14 protein-coding genes and 2 tRNA genes are annotated in these 16,208 nt (G+C 57.8%); 12 read left to right on the forward strand and 4 right to left on the reverse strand.

From position 1 onward, the window contains the following. The first annotated feature begins 1 nt into the window (after window position 1). Window positions 2-1,636, forward strand: a complete 1,635-nt coding sequence (locus ACR3XE_RS09045; RefSeq protein ID WP_473697979.1) for a ribonuclease J — start codon at window positions 2-4, stop codon at window positions 1,634-1,636. An 18-nt stretch (window positions 1,637-1,654) separates the two neighbouring features. Continuing rightward, a complete protein-coding gene (locus tag ACR3XE_RS09050) occupies window positions 1,655-1,927 on the forward strand; it encodes a DUF1467 family protein (protein WP_473697978.1) in 273 nt (90 codons plus the stop codon). Window positions 1,928-1,941: 14 nt separating this feature from the next. Here the strand turns inward: ACR3XE_RS09050 and ACR3XE_RS09055 are convergent, their stop codons facing one another. Beyond that, a complete protein-coding gene (locus tag ACR3XE_RS09055; protein WP_473697977.1) occupies window positions 1,942-4,326 on the reverse strand; it encodes a coiled-coil domain-containing protein in 2,385 nt (794 codons plus the stop codon). 68 nt (window positions 4,327-4,394) lie between these two features. Between ACR3XE_RS09055 and ACR3XE_RS09060 the strand changes: the two genes are divergently transcribed. Beyond that, on the forward strand, window positions 4,395-4,691 hold the full coding sequence (locus tag ACR3XE_RS09060; protein ID WP_473697976.1) for an Hpt domain-containing protein: 297 nt from the start codon (window positions 4,395-4,397) through the stop codon (window positions 4,689-4,691). 175 nt (window positions 4,692-4,866) lie between these two features. After that, window positions 4,867-6,183 carry a tetratricopeptide repeat protein gene (locus tag ACR3XE_RS09065; RefSeq protein ID WP_473697975.1) on the forward strand — a complete coding sequence of 439 codons (1,317 nt, stop codon included), beginning with the start codon at window positions 4,867-4,869 and terminating at the stop codon, window positions 6,181-6,183. 102 nt (window positions 6,184-6,285) lie between these two features. Here the strand turns inward: ACR3XE_RS09065 and ACR3XE_RS09070 are convergent, their stop codons facing one another. Next, window positions 6,286-6,759: an Lrp/AsnC family transcriptional regulator gene (locus tag ACR3XE_RS09070; protein ID WP_473697974.1), complete on the reverse strand. Its 474-nt coding sequence runs from the start codon at window positions 6,757-6,759 to the stop codon at window positions 6,286-6,288. A gap of 183 nt (window positions 6,760-6,942) precedes the next feature. Here ACR3XE_RS09070 and ACR3XE_RS09075 point away from each other — a divergent pair, with 183 nt between their 5' ends. From ACR3XE_RS09075 to ACR3XE_RS09095, 5 genes are all read left to right on the forward strand, one after another. Next, window positions 6,943-8,556, forward strand: a complete 1,614-nt coding sequence (locus ACR3XE_RS09075) for a sensor histidine kinase (RefSeq protein ID WP_486185662.1) — start codon at window positions 6,943-6,945, stop codon at window positions 8,554-8,556. 30 nt (window positions 8,557-8,586) lie between these two features. After that, window positions 8,587-9,615 (forward strand): polysaccharide deacetylase family protein, encoded by a 1,029-nt coding sequence (locus ACR3XE_RS09080; RefSeq protein WP_473697971.1) that lies wholly within the window; start codon window positions 8,587-8,589, stop codon window positions 9,613-9,615. 54 nt (window positions 9,616-9,669) lie between these two features. Continuing rightward, window positions 9,670-9,744 (forward strand) — tRNA-Ile (locus ACR3XE_RS09085). A gap of 63 nt (window positions 9,745-9,807) precedes the next feature. Further along, window positions 9,808-11,283 (forward strand): M20 family peptidase, encoded by a 1,476-nt coding sequence (locus tag ACR3XE_RS09090; RefSeq protein WP_473697970.1) that lies wholly within the window; start codon window positions 9,808-9,810, stop codon window positions 11,281-11,283. Between the two features lie 36 nt (window positions 11,284-11,319). After that, a tRNA-Pro gene (locus tag ACR3XE_RS09095) sits at window positions 11,320-11,396 on the forward strand. A 48-nt stretch (window positions 11,397-11,444) separates the two neighbouring features. On the opposite strand, the gene ACR3XE_RS09100 is transcribed toward ACR3XE_RS09095, so the two are convergent. Next, the gene (locus tag ACR3XE_RS09100) at window positions 11,445-12,545 is read right to left on the reverse strand and encodes a glycosyltransferase (protein WP_473697969.1); all 1,101 of its coding nucleotides are present in this window, start codon (window positions 12,543-12,545) and stop codon (window positions 11,445-11,447) included. Between the two features lie 183 nt (window positions 12,546-12,728). Here ACR3XE_RS09100 and ACR3XE_RS09105 point away from each other — a divergent pair, with 183 nt between their 5' ends. Genes ACR3XE_RS09105 through ACR3XE_RS09115 form a run of 3 tightly spaced genes read left to right on the forward strand, consistent with a single transcriptional unit; the run spans window position 12,729 to window position 15,349 of the window. After that, entirely contained in the window at window positions 12,729-13,649 is a 921-nt protein-coding gene (locus ACR3XE_RS09105; protein WP_473697968.1) for a hypothetical protein, read from the forward strand. Further along, complete coding sequence (locus tag ACR3XE_RS09110) at window positions 13,646-14,164, forward strand: DUF2141 domain-containing protein (RefSeq protein WP_473697967.1); 519 nt, start codon at window positions 13,646-13,648, stop codon at window positions 14,162-14,164. Before ACR3XE_RS09105 ends, ACR3XE_RS09110 begins: the two co-directional genes overlap by 4 nt. A 6-nt stretch (window positions 14,165-14,170) precedes the next feature. After that, complete coding sequence (locus tag ACR3XE_RS09115; RefSeq protein ID WP_473697966.1) at window positions 14,171-15,349, forward strand: glycosyltransferase; 1,179 nt, start codon at window positions 14,171-14,173, stop codon at window positions 15,347-15,349. On the opposite strand, the gene ACR3XE_RS09120 is transcribed toward ACR3XE_RS09115, so the two are convergent. Next, window positions 15,310-16,104, reverse strand: coding sequence for a DUF2334 domain-containing protein (locus tag ACR3XE_RS09120; protein WP_473697965.1), 795 nt, complete (start codon window positions 16,102-16,104; stop codon window positions 15,310-15,312). The two genes, ACR3XE_RS09115 and ACR3XE_RS09120, sit on opposite strands and share 40 nt — an antisense overlap. Between the last annotated feature and the right edge of the window lie 104 nt (window positions 16,105-16,208).

Below are 16,208 nucleotides of genomic sequence, written 5' to 3' on the forward strand. Positions count from 1 at the left end.
TATGAGCAAATCCAAAAAGGAACTGCTTTTCGTCGCATTGGGTGGATCCGCCGAGATTGGTATGAATGCCAATCTTTACGGCTGCGACGGCAAATGGATCATGCTCGACATGGGCGTGACATTCGGATCGGCGGATTATCCTGGCATCGACATCATCATGCCCGACCTGGAGTTTATCGAAGACCGTAAGGCCGATTTGCTGGGCATCGTGCTGACGCACGGTCATGAAGATCATATTGGCGCCTTGCCTTATTTGGCGGTCGATTTGGGCGTGCCGCTCTATGCCAATCGCTTCACCGCCGGTCTGATCAAGGGCAAGCTGGCCGAGGAGGGACTTGAGAAGGAGATCAAGCTCAACATCGTCGACATAGACGCTCAATTCCAACTGGGGCCGTTTGGCATCCGTTTCATGCCGATGGCGCATTCGATCCTAGAAATGAGCGCGGCGGTAATCGACACGCCCTATGGCCGCATATTCCATACGGGCGACTGGAAACTGGATGACGAGCCCGTGCTCGGCAAGCCATCGTCTGCCGAGATGCTGACCAAAATTGGCGACGAAGGCATCGACGTTCTGGTTTGTGATTCGACCAACAGTTTTAACGCCGAAGCATCCGGCAGCGAAGGTAGCGTTCGCGAAGGCTTGCTTAACGCCGTAAAATCGGCCGAGGGCAGGGTGGTCATCACCACCTTTGCATCCAACGCAGCTCGGTTACAGACGTTAGGCGCGGTCGCGCAGGCCGCAGGGCGCACCGTGTGCGTAGCGGGCCGCTCGCTAGACCGCATTTTGGGCGTTGCACAGGCCGCCGGCTATCTGAAGGACTTTCCTGATACCGTCGATTTCGACACGGCCATGCGGCTGCCGCGCGACAAGTTGATGGTCATCGCCACCGGTGGTCAAGGTGAGCCCCGTGCCGCACTGGGCCGGATTGCCAGCGAAAGCCATCAGATCAAATTGCAAGCGGGCGACTCGGTCATCTTTTCGTCCAAGCAGATCCCGGGCAATGAAATTGCCATCGGGCGGATCATGAACCAGCTTGCCGACAAGGACATTTTGACCGTCACCGAAAAGCAGGCGCATATCCATGTGAGTGGCCATCCCGGAAAACCCGAGCTTGCGGCGCTTTATGGCTGGCTGCGGCCCGAATTACTGGTACCGGTGCATGGCGAGATTCGCCATATGCACGAACAGGCACGCTTTGCGACTGAGTGCGGCGTGCCGAAATCACTGGTGCAAGTGAATGGCGATGTGGTTCGGTTGGCTCCAGGGCCAGTCAAGATTATCGAGCGCGTTCGTTCGGGACGCTTGCTGCTTGATGGCGATGTGATCATTCCTGCCGATGGCGAGACGATCAACGAGCGTCGCAAGCTGGCGCTTTACGGACAGATATCGGTCGCGGTGGTCCTTGCACAAGGACGCTTTGCCGATGCGGGTATTCATTATCGCGGCGTGCCGGTCGAGGATGATCGCGACGAGTTTATCGAAGAACTGCGCGACGCGGCCGAGGACGCCGCGTTGGCACCCGCCAAGAATCGTGAAAAATTGCGCGAGGCTATCCGCCTAAGTGTACGGCGTGTGGCAACGAGTTGGACCGGTAAAAAACCGATCGTCGATGTGATCATCGTCGATATCTAGACGGGAGAGGTTGGCGCGATGAAATGGACGTCCGCTCTGGCGATTTATGCGTTGCTGTGGTGCTTTAGCGCTTTCTTTGTTCTGCCCTTTCATGGGCGCCCGTCGGGTCAGGATAACGTTCCTCTGGTGGAGGGGCAGGAACATGGCGCTCCGGCGCATGTTCGCCCCGGGCGTATCATGCTTCAGATGACATTGCTTTCGGCCATCATTTTTGGCTTTTTCTACGTCGGTTTCACGGCGGGTTGGTTCGACCCCAACGTCATCAGTGGGCGCGCGGCACCCTCCCGATAAAACGGATAGTCAAATTAGTGCCGCAGTCGGTCTATCGACTGAGCCAGGGCGACGTAAAGCTTGCCAATGTCGGATGACAACAGGGTCACGCTGATCGCAGAACCGTCACGCGCCGCCATCAGAACCCGCAGCATCGCCTCGAAGTCATGGATGAACTGGTTTACCGTTTCGCGGAACCCATCATCATTGTGATAGATACGCAGCAGCTCTTTTGCGTCGCTATTTTCGATCAATTTGACCGCACGGCGCGAAAAGACACCGCGGTCGCCCTTCAAATAGGATTCCCAAGCGGTGTCACTGACTTCGCTGGACAGCATTTTGGTGAGGTCGATTGCGGTTGATTTCAGCGATTCGGTAAGCAACCCAACCTGTTTTGCCATGCTGTCACGGTCGGTGGCCGCAATCGCCTGATCCGCTTCTGTCACGCGCGCTTCAACGCTGGCGCTGGTGTCCATGATCGTGATGAGCTGACGCATCAGGCGTTCGGCCGCATCGTTCGCAGCTGAAACTGCACGTTCAGATGCGGTTTCAATGGCCGACATTTGGGTGATGATTTCGGTCTGGAAGGTCGACGAAATGGCTTCGGCGGCCTTGTCCTTCATCGTCGCGCTGGCACTGGCGATGACGGCCTCAAGAGCTTCGCGGGCCTGACCGGCTGCTTCCTCTGCTGTTCCGCGTACTTGGTGCAGGGTTGCGACCATGCGCGCGCCACTTTCGGCGGTGAAATGGTCCGCGCCCGCCGTTAGCTTTTGCATCGCAACATCGGCATCGGCGAGCGCCAGATTGACCTTGCCGACCACTGCATGTTGTTTGTCCGACTGTTCGGCGAGCTTGCGCTGATAGTCCGACAATTTGCTATGGACTTCGTTGACGTGCGAAAGCGTCGATTGGGCCACCATCTCGGATGCGTCGAGGGCGGGCCGCATTTGCGCCACTATATTTTGCGTCGCTCCGCTCTGTTCTGACAGACGGTCGAGCGCATGCGGCAATGTTTCTTCCATCTCTCTGGTCACAGAATCGAGCGCAAGCAAAAGCGATTCGGCATGGGCGATCAGTTTGTGAGCATCATTATTGCCGCTGACAACCTGTTCGCCAAAGACGCCCAACTGGGCCTGTGTATCTTCCAACGCTTTGCCAATGGTGGTTGTGCGTGCCGTGACATTGCTGTCGAGCCCTGCCAGTTGGTTTTCGATTTCCTGAACATGATGGCTGACCCGCGCCGCCAGTTCGTCGCTTGCGAGACCATGATCCAGTAGGCTGGAGGCTATCGCATCGCTGGTCGAGGTGACCGCAGCATAGCGAATGTCCATCTGATCGGCAGCAGCCCCCACCTTGTCGGAGAATTGGTCGAAAATATCGCCCATTTGTTCGCTGATCTGTTGGGCCGTGCTTGTCATACGGTCGCGAGCACTTTGCGCCAATTGGGTCAGCTTTTCCAAACTGGCTTCATGCGCCCCATTGATCTTGCCCGATGCGGAAACCAGTTCGGATTCAGTCTGGGCAGATTGAGTCTGAATATCCTCAAGAAGCGATTTGAGCGTCGATGCGGAAGCCGTTGTTTGTTCGGTCGTTTTGCCCGCTTCCTCTGCGAGGGTTGCAAGTTTAGCCTCAAGGCTGGCCCCTTGCTGATGCGCGACCAGCCCGGCCTCACGGAAATTGTCGGCGAGACGCTGGGCTACAGCGTCAATCTTTGGCAAACCCGCGAGCAAGCCCTCCATTCTCTGAAGTGCGATGTCGCCCGACTGTGACAGGTCGGCCTGCGCCTTGGCAACCATATCGGCGTTATGTGCGATCTTGCCGCTGCTATCCTGAAGTCGCGTGACCGTTTCTAAGCCCATTTGTTGAAGCAATCGCCCTTGTTCGGCCAATTGCTTTTGCGCGTCGGACAGCTGCAATCCGGCGGCGTGCATGGATTGGTTGAGTGCTTGATTTTCTGTCCGCAAATTGGCGGCTAGGCGAGAAAAACGTCGCTGCTCCGACTTCCCCGAGCGCAAGAGCAACATCCACAACAGGCAGATGAGGACCAGCGGCGCGGTTAGGGTCGCAACGAAGGTCGGCCATTGTTGAAATGAGGGGGCGTGGGTGAAGGCGTCGGTGGCGGTATAGGCCGCGAATCCTGTCCATGCGATGGCGAGCAGAGCCAAAAGGCTGGTCACGATCCGGTCACGTGCAAATGATGCATCCGGTTCTGACGTTTCTACCCATGTGTCCGCTTCGCTTTCGGTCGGCGTATCGAGCCAACCGGCCTCTTCTGGCGCCTTCTTTTCGGCTGTTGCTGCCCCCTCAGTCTCGGCCTTGGCAGCATCAGTGTTTGACGCGAGCGCTTGCGGCTCCGCCTGCTTATCGGTTTCTGTTGCGGTTTCCCGCCACAATCCGACAATTTTCTTTTCCCCAGACATAGATCGACTGTAGCATTTTTTGGGCGGTGCGAAATCGAAACTTAACCATGTTGTGTGAAAGCTGTGGAATGTCGTTCGATAGTGGCCCTCTTGACCGTTATATTTCCGCCGCCGTTGGCGATGATCCCGCTTTGTCGATGGATTTGCGCGCCGTTTTTTCGGAAAGCGCACGCGACCTATGCGATCTGATGAAGCGATCACGCTGCGATGCCAATTGGCATGTGGCCGCCTTGAGACTCAAAGGCTTGGCAGCGACATTTGGCGTCATCCCCTTGATCCAGCATGCCGAATCGGCAATGACCGGCGTTCCGGGTGATCCGGCTATATTGCGCCAGATCCAACAGGCGATCGACGAGATTTCCTGAAGCAGGCCACATTTCGCCGGTTCAATCTCTATTCAGCCGCTTCTCTCCATATACCATATAGATTTTTGAAAGGTTGCCTTGCCTTGGCAACTTCAGAAGGCTAGCCGCGTTCTCGTCGTGCGGCCCTGAAACGCGTGGTGAGGCAGCGGGTGGCTGCGATATAAGGAGAGATTTGATGACGAACCCTATCCGGTCAATGCCCGCGATGGCGCTGGCTGCCGTTCTTGGCTTTGCTACAATGACGGCCACGGCCCCCACGGCTGAAGCCAAGCAAAAGCCCAAAAAAGAGGAAGAGGCTCCAAGTAAGGCCATGACTCCCAGCAAGGGGTTCTTGCCAGCAGTCAAAAAGATGCAGACCGCGCTTCAAGCGAAAGATCAGGCGGCATTGCAGGCGGCCTTGACGGAAGGTCAGGGGACCGCAACGACGGCGGAAGACAAATATTTGCTTGCATCGTTTGGCCTGCAATTGGCGCTTCAGACCAAAGATCAGCCAGCCCAGGCTGCTGCGCTCGACGTTATGCTTGACTCGGGACTAACCCCGCAGACAGAGCTAGCAACATTCAACTTTTTCTCCGGCAATTTCGCTTATGCTGCGAAAGATTATGCCAAGGCGGTCAAACGTCTGGAGGCTGCGAAGGCAGCCGGAGCGACCGAGCCGTCGCTACCGCCGCTGTTGGTGGACAGCTATTTTAAGGCTGACCAAATCGACAAGGGAATCGTCTATGCCAAATCGGCAATCGCGGCCCAGCGTGCGGCAGGTTTGAAACCAACCGAAGATATGTATGTTCGCCCAGCTTTGGCCCTGCAAACCGCCAAGAGGAATAGCGAGATGTTGGAATTCCTGGTTATGCGACTGCGTGATTATGGGACGCCAGAGACTTGGGGCAACACGCTACAAATTTATATGCGACAAGCGGGCGGCGATAAGGATTTGATCCTCGATACGCTGCGTTTGATGCGCGCTACCAAATCCTTGAAGCGTCGTGCGGACTATCTGGAATATGCCGGCCAAGCCACTGAGGCGGGTTTCCCCGGAGAGGTGGTTGCGCTGATCAAAGATGGCCAGGCAAACGGTGATATCCCTGCTAGCGACGAGCGTTTCGGTTCCATTCTGTCAACGCAATCGTCGCGTGCAGCTTCCGACGTCGCTGGTTTGAACTCGGATGCGACCAAGCCGTCAACGCTTGCCAATCCAAGGCTGGCACGCGTCACGGCCGATGCACTGGTCGGGATTGGCAGCTATGCCAAGGCTATACCGTTGTACCAGGCAGCGCTGGATGCGAGCGGCGGCAGCGACGGGTTGGTGCAGTATCGCTTGGGCGTTGCACAAGGGCTGATGGGTAACCGTGAGGCAGCTTTGCAGACTTTCGCTAAAGTGCAGGGCAACCATGCCCAGCTGGCAAAATTATGGTCCATCAATCTGGGTGGCGACGCGGTGGCTGCAAAGGCAGCACCCCCTGCTGCAGAATCCGCTGCAAACCCCAGCACCTAAACGGGTACAATCTTATTAAAAATGGCGGCGTCATTTTCTAGATGACGCCCCCTTTTTTATGAACCGTTCTCGACCATGCGTGATGTCAAGTCTGACACCGTATCAGTCGTCGACGGGAATTCCCGCCAATTGTTTGGCCGTCCGAATCGTTAGTGACGTCTTGACGCTAGTGACATTGGGCGCCGAGGTGAGTTGGGCGGTCAAAAAGCTTTGGAACGACTGAAGGTCGCGCGCCACCACCTTCAACAAAAAGTCGATTTCACCGTTCAGCATATAACATTCGCGCACTTCGGGCAGATGACCGACATAATCTTCAAATGCGGTCAGGTCCGACTCGGCCTGACTGCGCAGGCTGACCATTGCAAAGACGGTAATTCCATATCCCAGCTTCGCGGCGTCGAGGTCGGCATGGTAGGAATGAATGACGCCGGCTTCCTCCAAGGCGCGCACGCGGCGAAGGCACGGCGGGGCGGTCAGACCGACCAATTGCGCCAATTCGACGTTGGTCATGCGCCCGTTTTTTTGGAGTTCGCGTAGGATCTGTAAATCTATCTCGTCGAATTTCTGACTGGCCATCTTTGTAACTTCCGCTTCCGAAACTTCAGTCCACCCATAATATTATTTCAGCCGATTGCAATTGTCCCACAATGTGACGCGCCATCTTTACCCGCTTTCATGACCGGAAAATTCACGCTAGCTGGTAAGTATCTGCTAACCAATCATTGATCTCGGAGCCGGTGTCGCGTGCAAGTTGATGGAATGATTGCAACAATTTTACGACAGGAACCGACGGACAGGCAATCCTGTATTGTCGCTTGGCGACAGCTTTCCGATATTTTGGCCCAACGCGGCAATCAACTGGACAGTGCATCGATTCACAAGGCCCTCCATGCGCTGGCTGTATTGCGTCCGCGAGTTCCCGAAACGGTCCGCCGCGAAACCGCCGAAGCGATTGCGCGCCATGGCCGGTTTGCACCGATCGTAGCGCTCTATGCCAATGACACGCCCGCGGTTTCGAGCCGGATGTTGGCGCTGGCCAAGCTCGACGCCGCCGACTGGCTGGCGCTTCTGCCTTCAACGACACCCGTTGCCCGGTCACAATTGGCCGCGCGGAGCGATTTGCCGGGGGTCGTTTATAGGGCGCTCGCGAGTCTGGGAAGCGGCGCAGTGGCCCTGCCTCTGGCACAACAAGAGATTGCGAACATCGACGCAGATGACAAGCAATCCGAAGGTGAAATTCCAAATGAGATTAGCCAGATCAGCGAGCTTGTTCGCCGGATTGACAAATATCGAACCGATCGGACCGTCCGCAAGCCGCTGGATCATAGCGATAGTTTTCTGTTCGAAACCACATCGGATGGTACCATTCATTGGGTTGACGGGGTCAACCGCGGCGCCGTCATCGGTCTTTCCATCGCTGACGCGGCTTTTGCCGGCGAGCCGGGCGTAGATGGAGTCGCCGCCGGCGCTTTTCGCCAGCGCGCTGAAATGATCAATGCACGCATGGTGATGGAGGGCGGTGATAGCGAGGCGGGCGAATGGCGCTTTTCGGCGCTACCCTGGTTCGATCCGGCGTCGGGGCAATTTCGCGGCTATCGCGGCAGCGCCCGTCGCCCGCTTCACAACGAATTACCCTATGGCCAGACCCAGACTAGCGCCGCAGGCGATTCGATCCGCCAGCTGATTCACGAATTGCGCAGCCCGTTAAATGCCATTTCCGGCTTTGCGCAGATCATTGAGGGGCAAATGTTCGGTCCAGTCAGCCGGGATTATAGGCAATTGGCGAGCTCGATCATCGCCGATGCAACCAATGTTCAAACGATTATTGATGATCTGGATACCACTGCGAAGGCGGGGACGGCGGCACAAGAAGCGATTGACACGGAAACCACCGACCTTGCCGCAGTCTTACACGCCGTAGAGCAGGACCTGGCGGCGCTTGTTGGTGATGAGCAGATCGACCTGTGCATTTCGCGCGTCGGCGGCCCCTTCTTTGCCCATAGCAGCGAGCGCGGGGCGCGGCGTATGGTGGGGCGACTGCTGACCGCGCTCGTTGATGTCGCTGATCAGGACAAAAGTGTAATGGGGCAACTCGTCTTTGATCAGGCGTATCCCGATCTTGTCCAACTGCGTGTGGTGCGTCCCGCCGCGATCCGGTTTGCGGCGCCAACCGAACTCCTCGACCCTGGTTTTAGTCCCAGTGGCGAAGCGCCGGGTGCGGCCATTCTGAGTCTGGGATTTTCGCTACGGCTGGTGGATAGCTTGGCCCGCGCGGCAGGTGGCGGCCTTGAAATCGGGCATAATGCCTTGACCTTGCGATTGCGCTCCGCCAACGCCCAAGCAGCCGCACCGCTGGCGACAACTAGCGAATAGGTAATGCGATAAGAAAGCAAGGGGGATGAGGTGCAACAGTCGGCTGCAAATTTGCTCGCTGCACCGAAACCCGCTCAATTTGCAAAATATGCTGCTAATAATAAACCGCGATTTTGGGTTACGGTCGACACCGAAGAGGATTTCGACTGGGACGCGCCCTTTGCTCGCTCTGGTTATAGCCTCGATTCGGTGCCCGCACTTGCGGAGTGTCAGCGCTATTTTGAGGCGGCGTCCGTCAGCCCGATTTATTTGGTCGATTGGCCTATTGTTGCCGACGATGGGGCGGTCGCCATATTGGGTAGCGCTCAAGCGGCGGGAAAATGCGAAATCGGAGCGCAGCTGCATCCTTGGGTGACGCCACCGTTTGACGAGGTGGTGAATATCCATAACAGCTATGCTGGCAATCTGACTCCAGAGCTGCAACGGGCCAAGCTGACCGCACTCCACGATGCCATTCTTGGCCGTTTTTCGGTAAAACCGCTCATCTATCGCGCCGGACGTTACGGACTGTCGGACGAGACGGCGGACATGCTGGGCGATCTGGGCTTTCGGTGTGACACATCGGTTCGCTCTCGCTTTGACTATCGTCCCGGCCATGGACCGGACTTTCGCCGGTTGCCGTTGCATCCCTGGTGGGTCGGGGAGGGCGATCGGCGCATATTAGAGGCGCCGCTGACCACGGTCTTTAGCGGGTGGCTCCGCGCCATGGGTCGTGATCTTTATCATCTGTTGGCGAAACCCAATTCCATCGCCGGAGCTGCGATGGCGCGACTGGGGATGATCGAACGGATTGCGCTGACGCCCGAGGGCATTCCCGCCGACAAGGCGTGTCGGGCCATCGATATAGCCCTTGATGACCAATTGCCGCTGCTCAACTTCTCCTTTCATTCGCCGTCGCTCCAGCCCGGCAACACTCCCTATGTGCGGGATCAAGCGGATCTGACTGCCTTTTATCGCTGGTGGGACGTTGTGCTGGACCATTTGGCGCGTCGCGGGATTGAGCCGACAACCACAGCGGACTTTCTGGTATCGGCAAAGGATGTCCGCTCCGCTGGCTGACCAAGGCGCTTGCCAATCGGGCCTTGCCTCCGCTATCGCGCGGCGTCCCCACGGGGGCCTGTAGCTCAATGGTAGAGCCGGCCGCTCATAACGGCTAGGTTGGGGGTTCGAGTCCCTCCGGGCCCACCATTTTCTCTTGCATCTCTATGTGCAAGCCGTTCCATTGCGTCGCATCGATTCGGGGAGGGAATAATGGGAACCAAGCGTAAAATCATCTGGGGCGGAATCGCTGTGATCGCGCTTGTCGCCGCCACCGTTGGCGTCCGCACGGTGACCTTCACTCCCAAGGGCATGGCCGATGGCAGCGATGTCAAGCTGGCCGCCGCGCCTGACTATGATTTGAACGCCGCCGTCACCCATTTGAGTGAGGCCGCGCAGATCAAAACCATTTCCCATCAAGATCCGGCAGAAAATGACCGGACCCAGTGGGACAAGCTGCATGACTGGCTGCAAAACAGCTATCCGGCGGCACATCGCATGATGACCCGCGAAATCTTGCCCAATGGCACGCTGATCTATCATTGGGACGGCAGCGACCCGGCGTTGCAGCCGATTATCGTCATGGCGCATCAAGATGTGGTGCCGGTGACGGCAGGCACAGAAGCGGACTGGAAATATCCGCCCTTTTCCGGAACCATTACCGACAAGGCAGTGTGGGGACGGGGGACCGTCGATGACAAGGGGTCGCTAATCGGATTGTTCGAGGCTTTGGATGCCCTGGCGCGGCAGGGTTTTCAGCCCAAACGCGGCATCTATCTAGTCTCGGGGCATGACGAAGAAGCGGGCGGATCGGGCGCGACATCTGCGGCCGCCGAGCTGAAAGCAAAGCGTGTCAAAGCGATCTATACGATCGATGAGGGCAGCATCGTTTTGACCGACCCTCCGGGCATTGACGGCCCTGCGATCCTAATCGGTATCGCCGAAAAGGGCTATGCAACCTTGAAAGTCACCGCCAATGCGCCCGGCGGGCATAGCTCCATGCCGCCGAAACAGACCGGCGTCGAGACGCTGGCGCGGGCCGTGCTCGATATCACTGGCCACCCTTTCGCACTTAAGCTGCGCGGCCCAGGGGAATCGATGATCGAGGCGCTGGCCGCAAATAAGGGCGGCAGCATGAAGATGGCGGTCGCGAACAGATGGCTGTTCGGCCCGGTTCTGCGGCGTAAATTGGCGAGCGCACCATCGACGGCGGCGGCGTTTCACACCACCATCGCTCCCACCATGCTCAAAGGAAGCCCCAAGGAGAATGTCTTGCCGCAATCGGCCAATGCGCTGATCAACTATCGCATCGCACCCTGGAACACATCAGCGGACGTTATGGCACGTGCGAAATCGGCGATTGGCAATGCCAAGGTCGATCTGTCCTGGGTCTCTACTCCCAAAGAACCGTCGCGCGTATCTTCGATTAACTCTGACGGGTGGAAATGGATCGCATCAGCGGCAAAGGCCGATGCGCCCGATGCCGTGCTCGCACCCATATTGGTCGTTGCCGCCACAGACAGCCGTAGCATGGAGCCGGTTTCAGATGATGTGTATCGATTTATGCCGATGCACTTCAGCTTGAAAGAATCGGAAATGATTCATGGCACCAACGAACATATGTCCATCGACAGCTTTAAACGCATGATTGATTTCTATGCGCGGCTGATTGCGACATCTGCGGGATAGACTTGGCGGCTCAGCCTGTCTAAGGCGCCTTTCTGTCGGGGAGTGGCGCAGGCTGGTAGCGCACCTGGTTTGGGACCAGGGGGTCGCAGGTTCGAATCCTGTCTCCCCGACCATTTACTAATCCGGCGGATGTCATTGCCCGGTGGCATGGCGTCCGAGGTCTAACAATTATCAAAAAGATCAAGGTAGCGGCGGCAGACGGTGTCCGCCCGATAATTTGTCAGCACAGATTCAATAGCGATGTCGTTTCGTTCCTCACGCTGGCAAAACGCGCCAATTGCTTTTGCTATGATTTTGGGGTTGCGCGACGGCACAATGATCCCGTTTTCGCCGTCGTCCAGCAAGTCGTGCAAAAAATAAGAACAGTCTGTGGTGATGACAGGGACGCCTTGTTCGATGGCCTCGATCGCAACCGCCGGTCCCCCTTCATAGCGTGAGGTGATGAGCAGCAGGTCGGAACTGCGTAGGGCAGGCGCAATGTTCTGGGCATGACCGGGCAAATCGACGCGATTTGATACGCCGAGTTTGCGGGCCAATCTTTGCAAGGACTTGCGGTGGGGGCCTTCGCCAAGGATGGTCAAATGAACGTCCATTTCGGTGGCGAGGCGGGCAATCGTGCGGATTGCGAGACCGAAATCTTTTTGGGTGACGAGACGCCCTGCCGCCACAATTTTCAGCGGCCCCGGCGCGGCCTTTCGCGGGCGTGGTTTGGGCGGTGGTGCGCCTTGTGCGACGTTGGGGTCAAAGATTACTTGAATGTTGGGAACGCTGGTTATCCGCCGCGATTCCTTGCCCAAGCCTGTCGACATGGCGACGAGGCAATCGACATCGCGTGAGGCGCGGCGAAAGGCCTGTTCGGTCAACCACCGTAGCGGCGCGAAACGATGTGGGGCGAGCGGGTTGCTGATCTTGGCGACCACTTTTGGGGGATCGGTGAGTTTTCGCACCGCTCCGGCCAGAATGATGTGAAAATTGCCCGGCAGAAACAGGATGTCGGGGGCGAGGTGTTGCAGCGGCTTTGGCAAGGCTCGGCGGAGTCGAAGGCGCGAAAAGATGCTGCGGCCAATCTCGGGCTCCAGTGACTGAACTTTGACCCCTGCCGGAACAGCAGGCCGCAACGGCCCATCCAATGTTCCGCACAAAATGGTAACGCGGCACCCCATTTTCACCCAACCGGCGGCTAGTTTCAGCGCAATAGCCTCAGTCCCGCCAAATGAAAAATCATGAAATATGATGACGATGTGCCGCGTAATTGTTGGCAATTTCAATCCTTTTCAAGCGCCGCACGGCACCGCGCTGCGGCGACACAAGGAAGAGACGCCGCCTCTTTGCACTAACCGCATTGGGCAATGCGGGATGGAACCGGCGGCGGCGTCTATCCGCTGAATGGGCCAGTTTCTTGCAGTCATGCAGGCGAGCAGCTCGCAATATTGTGGGACAGGTGTGTGAACGGACTGACGCTTGCTGGACCAGTCACCGCCGCTCCGATGGCCCGGCTTGAACCGCTGACAACGCTCCGCAGCCGTTGGCCGATTTATCTCAGCGGTGGCCTCAGCCTACTCTTGGTTGGCGGTCTCGCGCACGCGCTGTTGAGTGGCGGCTTGTCTGGCCTGAGCGCCGCCATTCCTAGTAATCCGCTTTTCTATATGGTCTTTTTGGCGATTTATGCGGTGCAGCCGGGGGCCGATTTTGTCATTTTCCGTCGGTTGTGGGGGCTGCCACTGTCCGGGCTGATCCCGATCCTGCGTAAGCTAGTCGCGAATGAAATTTTGCTCGGATACTCTGGCGAAGCCTATTTTTATGCCTGGGCACGGATGCGGCTTAAAATGGTCACTGCGCCTTTTGCTGCAATCAAAGACGTCAGCATTTTATCGGCGGTGGTCGGCAATGTGGTGACGCTGGCTTTGCTGGGTTTGGCAACGCCCTTTGTCTATGCGTTGCTGCCCGCCGAGCATGTGAAACCGATCCTCGCCTCGGTCGCCGTCATATTGACACTGTCACTCGCGATCCTTGTCTTTCGTGGGCGGCTTTTTTCATTGCCTGCGCGTGATTTGCGCTGGGTCTTTGGCATCCATCTGCTGCGGACCATCGTCTATACGGCGTTGCTCGCGCTGTGCTGGCACCTCGCTTTGCCAACGGTTCAGCTGGGGCTGTGGATGCTGTTGGTGACAGGGCGTCAGCTGGTTGCCCGCCTCCCGCTCATTCCCAACAAGGATATTGTGTTCGCCAACCTGGCTTTGCTGTTGGTGGGCAATGATACGGCGGTGACACGGCTGTTGGCATTGACTGTGGCGATGACCCTGGTGTGCCATGTCGTGGTACTCGCTTTGACGTGGCTGCCTTCACCAAAGGCGACTGCGCGATGAAGGCGGTGTTCTTTTTCGTTGGGCTGGCGGCTTTCGCGAACGCACCGGCAAGTGCCGCTACGATATACGGGGACAGTGCTGCCTGCGCTGTCGGCTCTACTACACCAGCGGTGCTCGCTTGGTTCGACGGGCTCAAGGATCGCAAGGGACAAATACGGCTCGAACTTTTCCCCAGCAACGATGATGATTTTCTCGAAGATGATTTCGTGTTGATAAAGGCGGGCAAGACATTTCGCCGGATCGAACTGAGCACACCAGCGGTGGGACCGGTCGCTGTTTGCATTCGCGCACCCCGGCCCGGAACTTATAGCCTGGCGTTGATTCATGATCGGGACGGGAAGCGGAAGTTCAGCTTTTCGGTCGATGGCGTAGGCTTTCCCGGCAACCCCAAACTGGGTTGGGGTAAGCCCAAGGCACGCAAAGCAGCCCTGACTGTGGGTAAAGGGGTGACTGAAATCCATGTGACGATGAAATATTTCAGCGGGCTTGGATTTTCGCCGGTGAAGCAAAGGTAGCCGGTCATGCGGATCGTCGATGTCTGCGAATTTTATGCGCCCAATGGCGGCGGTATCCGAACCTATGTCGATCGCAAAATGCGGCTGCTCGGCGAGTTGGGGCATGAATTGATCGTCCTCGCACCAGCAACCGTGGATCGCATCGAAACACGCGATGGTGGCGGACAGATTATCTGGATCAAAGCTCCCGCGCTGCCTTTTGATACCAATTACCGCATGTTCTGGGATGCCGAGCCGGTCTATGCTTGGCTGGATATGCTGCGCCCAGATGTCGTCGAAGCCTCGTCGCCATGGCGGCCTGCATGGATTGTCGGTAAATGGCAGGGACGGGCAGCGAAGGTCTTTTTCCTCCACAGCGATCCGGTGGTTTCCTATCCGCAGCGCTGGTTCGGACGGCTGGCCTCGCGTGAAAGGATCGACGCGGCCTTTGACTGGTTCAACCGCTATTTGCGCCGCGCGATGCCCTTGTTCGACAGTCTGGTTGTTTGCGGCGAGTCGCTGGGCAAGCGGCTTGAAGCGCGACAAGTGGGACCAGCCAATTGCATCGCACTCGGGATTGACCGGAGTGCCTTTTCGCCCGCGCTTCGTGACGACAGTTTGCGCGCTGATTTGCTCGCGCAATGTGACCTGCCAGAGGATGCGACTTTATTGATCGGGGTGGGGCGTCACCATCCGGAAAAGCGCTGGAATCTGGTAATTGATGCCGTGCAGGCGGCAGGAGCGCAACGGCCTGTCGGGCTTATATTGATAGGGCAGGGGATGGCGAGCGGCGCTTTGCAGAAACAGATTGGCGCCAACCCGCATATCCGCCTGTTCCGGCCTGTCTATGACCGGCCGCAACTTGCCCGGGTTTTGGCGAGCGGCGATGCACTGATCCATGGCTGTGAGGGCGAGACATTTGGCTTGGTTGCATCGGAGGCTCTGGCATCGGGGCTGCCGCTCATCATCCCCGATGAAGGCGGCTGCACCGAGATCGCACATCCTGATTTTTCCGAAACTTTCACGGCGCGGGAGGCGGCGTCAGCAGCCCTCGCTATCCTGCGCTTTTGTGCACGTGATCGTTTCGTTGTGCGAGCGGCGGCACGCGAGGCTGCAATAGGGGTCCGGTCCGACCGCGACCATGTGGCCGCACTGCTAGGGCATTATCAGTCATTGCTAGATAATCGAGCGCGGGTTGCGGCATGATCGCGCGCCAGATCAGCATAGCGCCCAACGCTGCGGCCCTGCAGCAGTGTCGCGAAGGTCGCGTCAATACTTTGGCGCAAACGGGGTACATGCACGTCCCCTGGATGCACCGCAACGCGGACGTTGCTAAGCGGTTTGAGCGCATGACGCGCCAGTGCGGCAAAACCCAGCGAACTGGCGATCCGCGCCTTGCTGCGACTGGCCCAGGTGATGACTGGCCCGCGCGCCAATATGGCGCCGTTTTGCGGGTTCCACACCTTCATATGATCCTCGGCCATCGTAAAGCCGGCTTCGGGCAGTGCAGTCAACGCCCCTGGTCCGTACAGCCATGCCGGCGCGATGAAGCCTGTCGCGGCGGTCCCCGTCGTCTGTTCGACGAGCTGCTTGGCAGCCACCATGCGTGCAAGCGCGGTGGTATGGTCAAGGCCAAGGAACTCGCCTTCTCCCGCCGTCATATGACGTGCGCGCCAGCCGTTGAGCGCACCTGGATGCTGGCTGGTGTCACAATGCGCCCAACCATGAACGAAGATTTCAACTCCGGCGGCGGCCCAGTCGCGCAATCGTCGCTGAAAGGCGGCATCGCCCTCAATCGGCGCGCTGCCCCAATAATCGGGAACGACAAGCATCGCGAGCTTTGGTCCGTCGAGGTGGTGCGCCAGTTGATCGAGCAGCCTGTCGATTTCGTCCGAAAAGCGGGGGCTGACGTCGTGGATCGAGGCGAGCAGCTTTTTGGTCGGGTGGGACGGCTCGGCCATGAATGAATTTCCCTTAATGGCGCTCATTTATCGTTGGCTGGTTTGGGGCAAACGGAATCACAGGGAACGCCAAAGCGCAGCAGAGGCTGAACCTAGTTCTCCGT

It is taken from the genome of Sphingopyxis sp. 10G20-10, from assembly GCF_057365075.1.

What these genes read in the sequence shown, in the direction of transcription:
- ACR3XE_RS09045 (WP_473697979.1), top strand. Translation starts at nt 2, where the DNA reads ATGAGCAAATCCAAAAAGGAACTGCTTTTCGTCGCATTGGGTGGATCC.
- ACR3XE_RS09050 (WP_473697978.1), top strand. Translation starts at nt 1,655, where the DNA reads ATGAAATGGACGTCCGCTCTGGCGATTTATGCGTTGCTGTGGTGCTTT.
- ACR3XE_RS09055 (WP_473697977.1), bottom strand. Translation starts at nt 4,326, where the DNA reads ATGTCTGGGGAAAAGAAAATTGTCGGATTGTGGCGGGAAACCGCAACA.
- ACR3XE_RS09060 (WP_473697976.1), top strand. Translation starts at nt 4,395, where the DNA reads ATGTCGTTCGATAGTGGCCCTCTTGACCGTTATATTTCCGCCGCCGTT.
- ACR3XE_RS09065 (WP_473697975.1), top strand. Translation starts at nt 4,867, where the DNA reads ATGACGAACCCTATCCGGTCAATGCCCGCGATGGCGCTGGCTGCCGTT.
- ACR3XE_RS09070 (WP_473697974.1), bottom strand. Translation starts at nt 6,759, where the DNA reads ATGGCCAGTCAGAAATTCGACGAGATAGATTTACAGATCCTACGCGAA.
- ACR3XE_RS09075 (WP_486185662.1), top strand. Translation starts at nt 6,943, where the DNA reads ATGATTGCAACAATTTTACGACAGGAACCGACGGACAGGCAATCCTGT.
- ACR3XE_RS09090 (WP_473697970.1), top strand. Translation starts at nt 9,808, where the DNA reads ATGGGAACCAAGCGTAAAATCATCTGGGGCGGAATCGCTGTGATCGCG.
- ACR3XE_RS09110 (WP_473697967.1), top strand. Translation starts at nt 13,646, where the DNA reads ATGAAGGCGGTGTTCTTTTTCGTTGGGCTGGCGGCTTTCGCGAACGCA.
- ACR3XE_RS09115 (WP_473697966.1), top strand. Translation starts at nt 14,171, where the DNA reads ATGCGGATCGTCGATGTCTGCGAATTTTATGCGCCCAATGGCGGCGGT.
- ACR3XE_RS09120 (WP_473697965.1), bottom strand. Translation starts at nt 16,104, where the DNA reads ATGGCCGAGCCGTCCCACCCGACCAAAAAGCTGCTCGCCTCGATCCAC.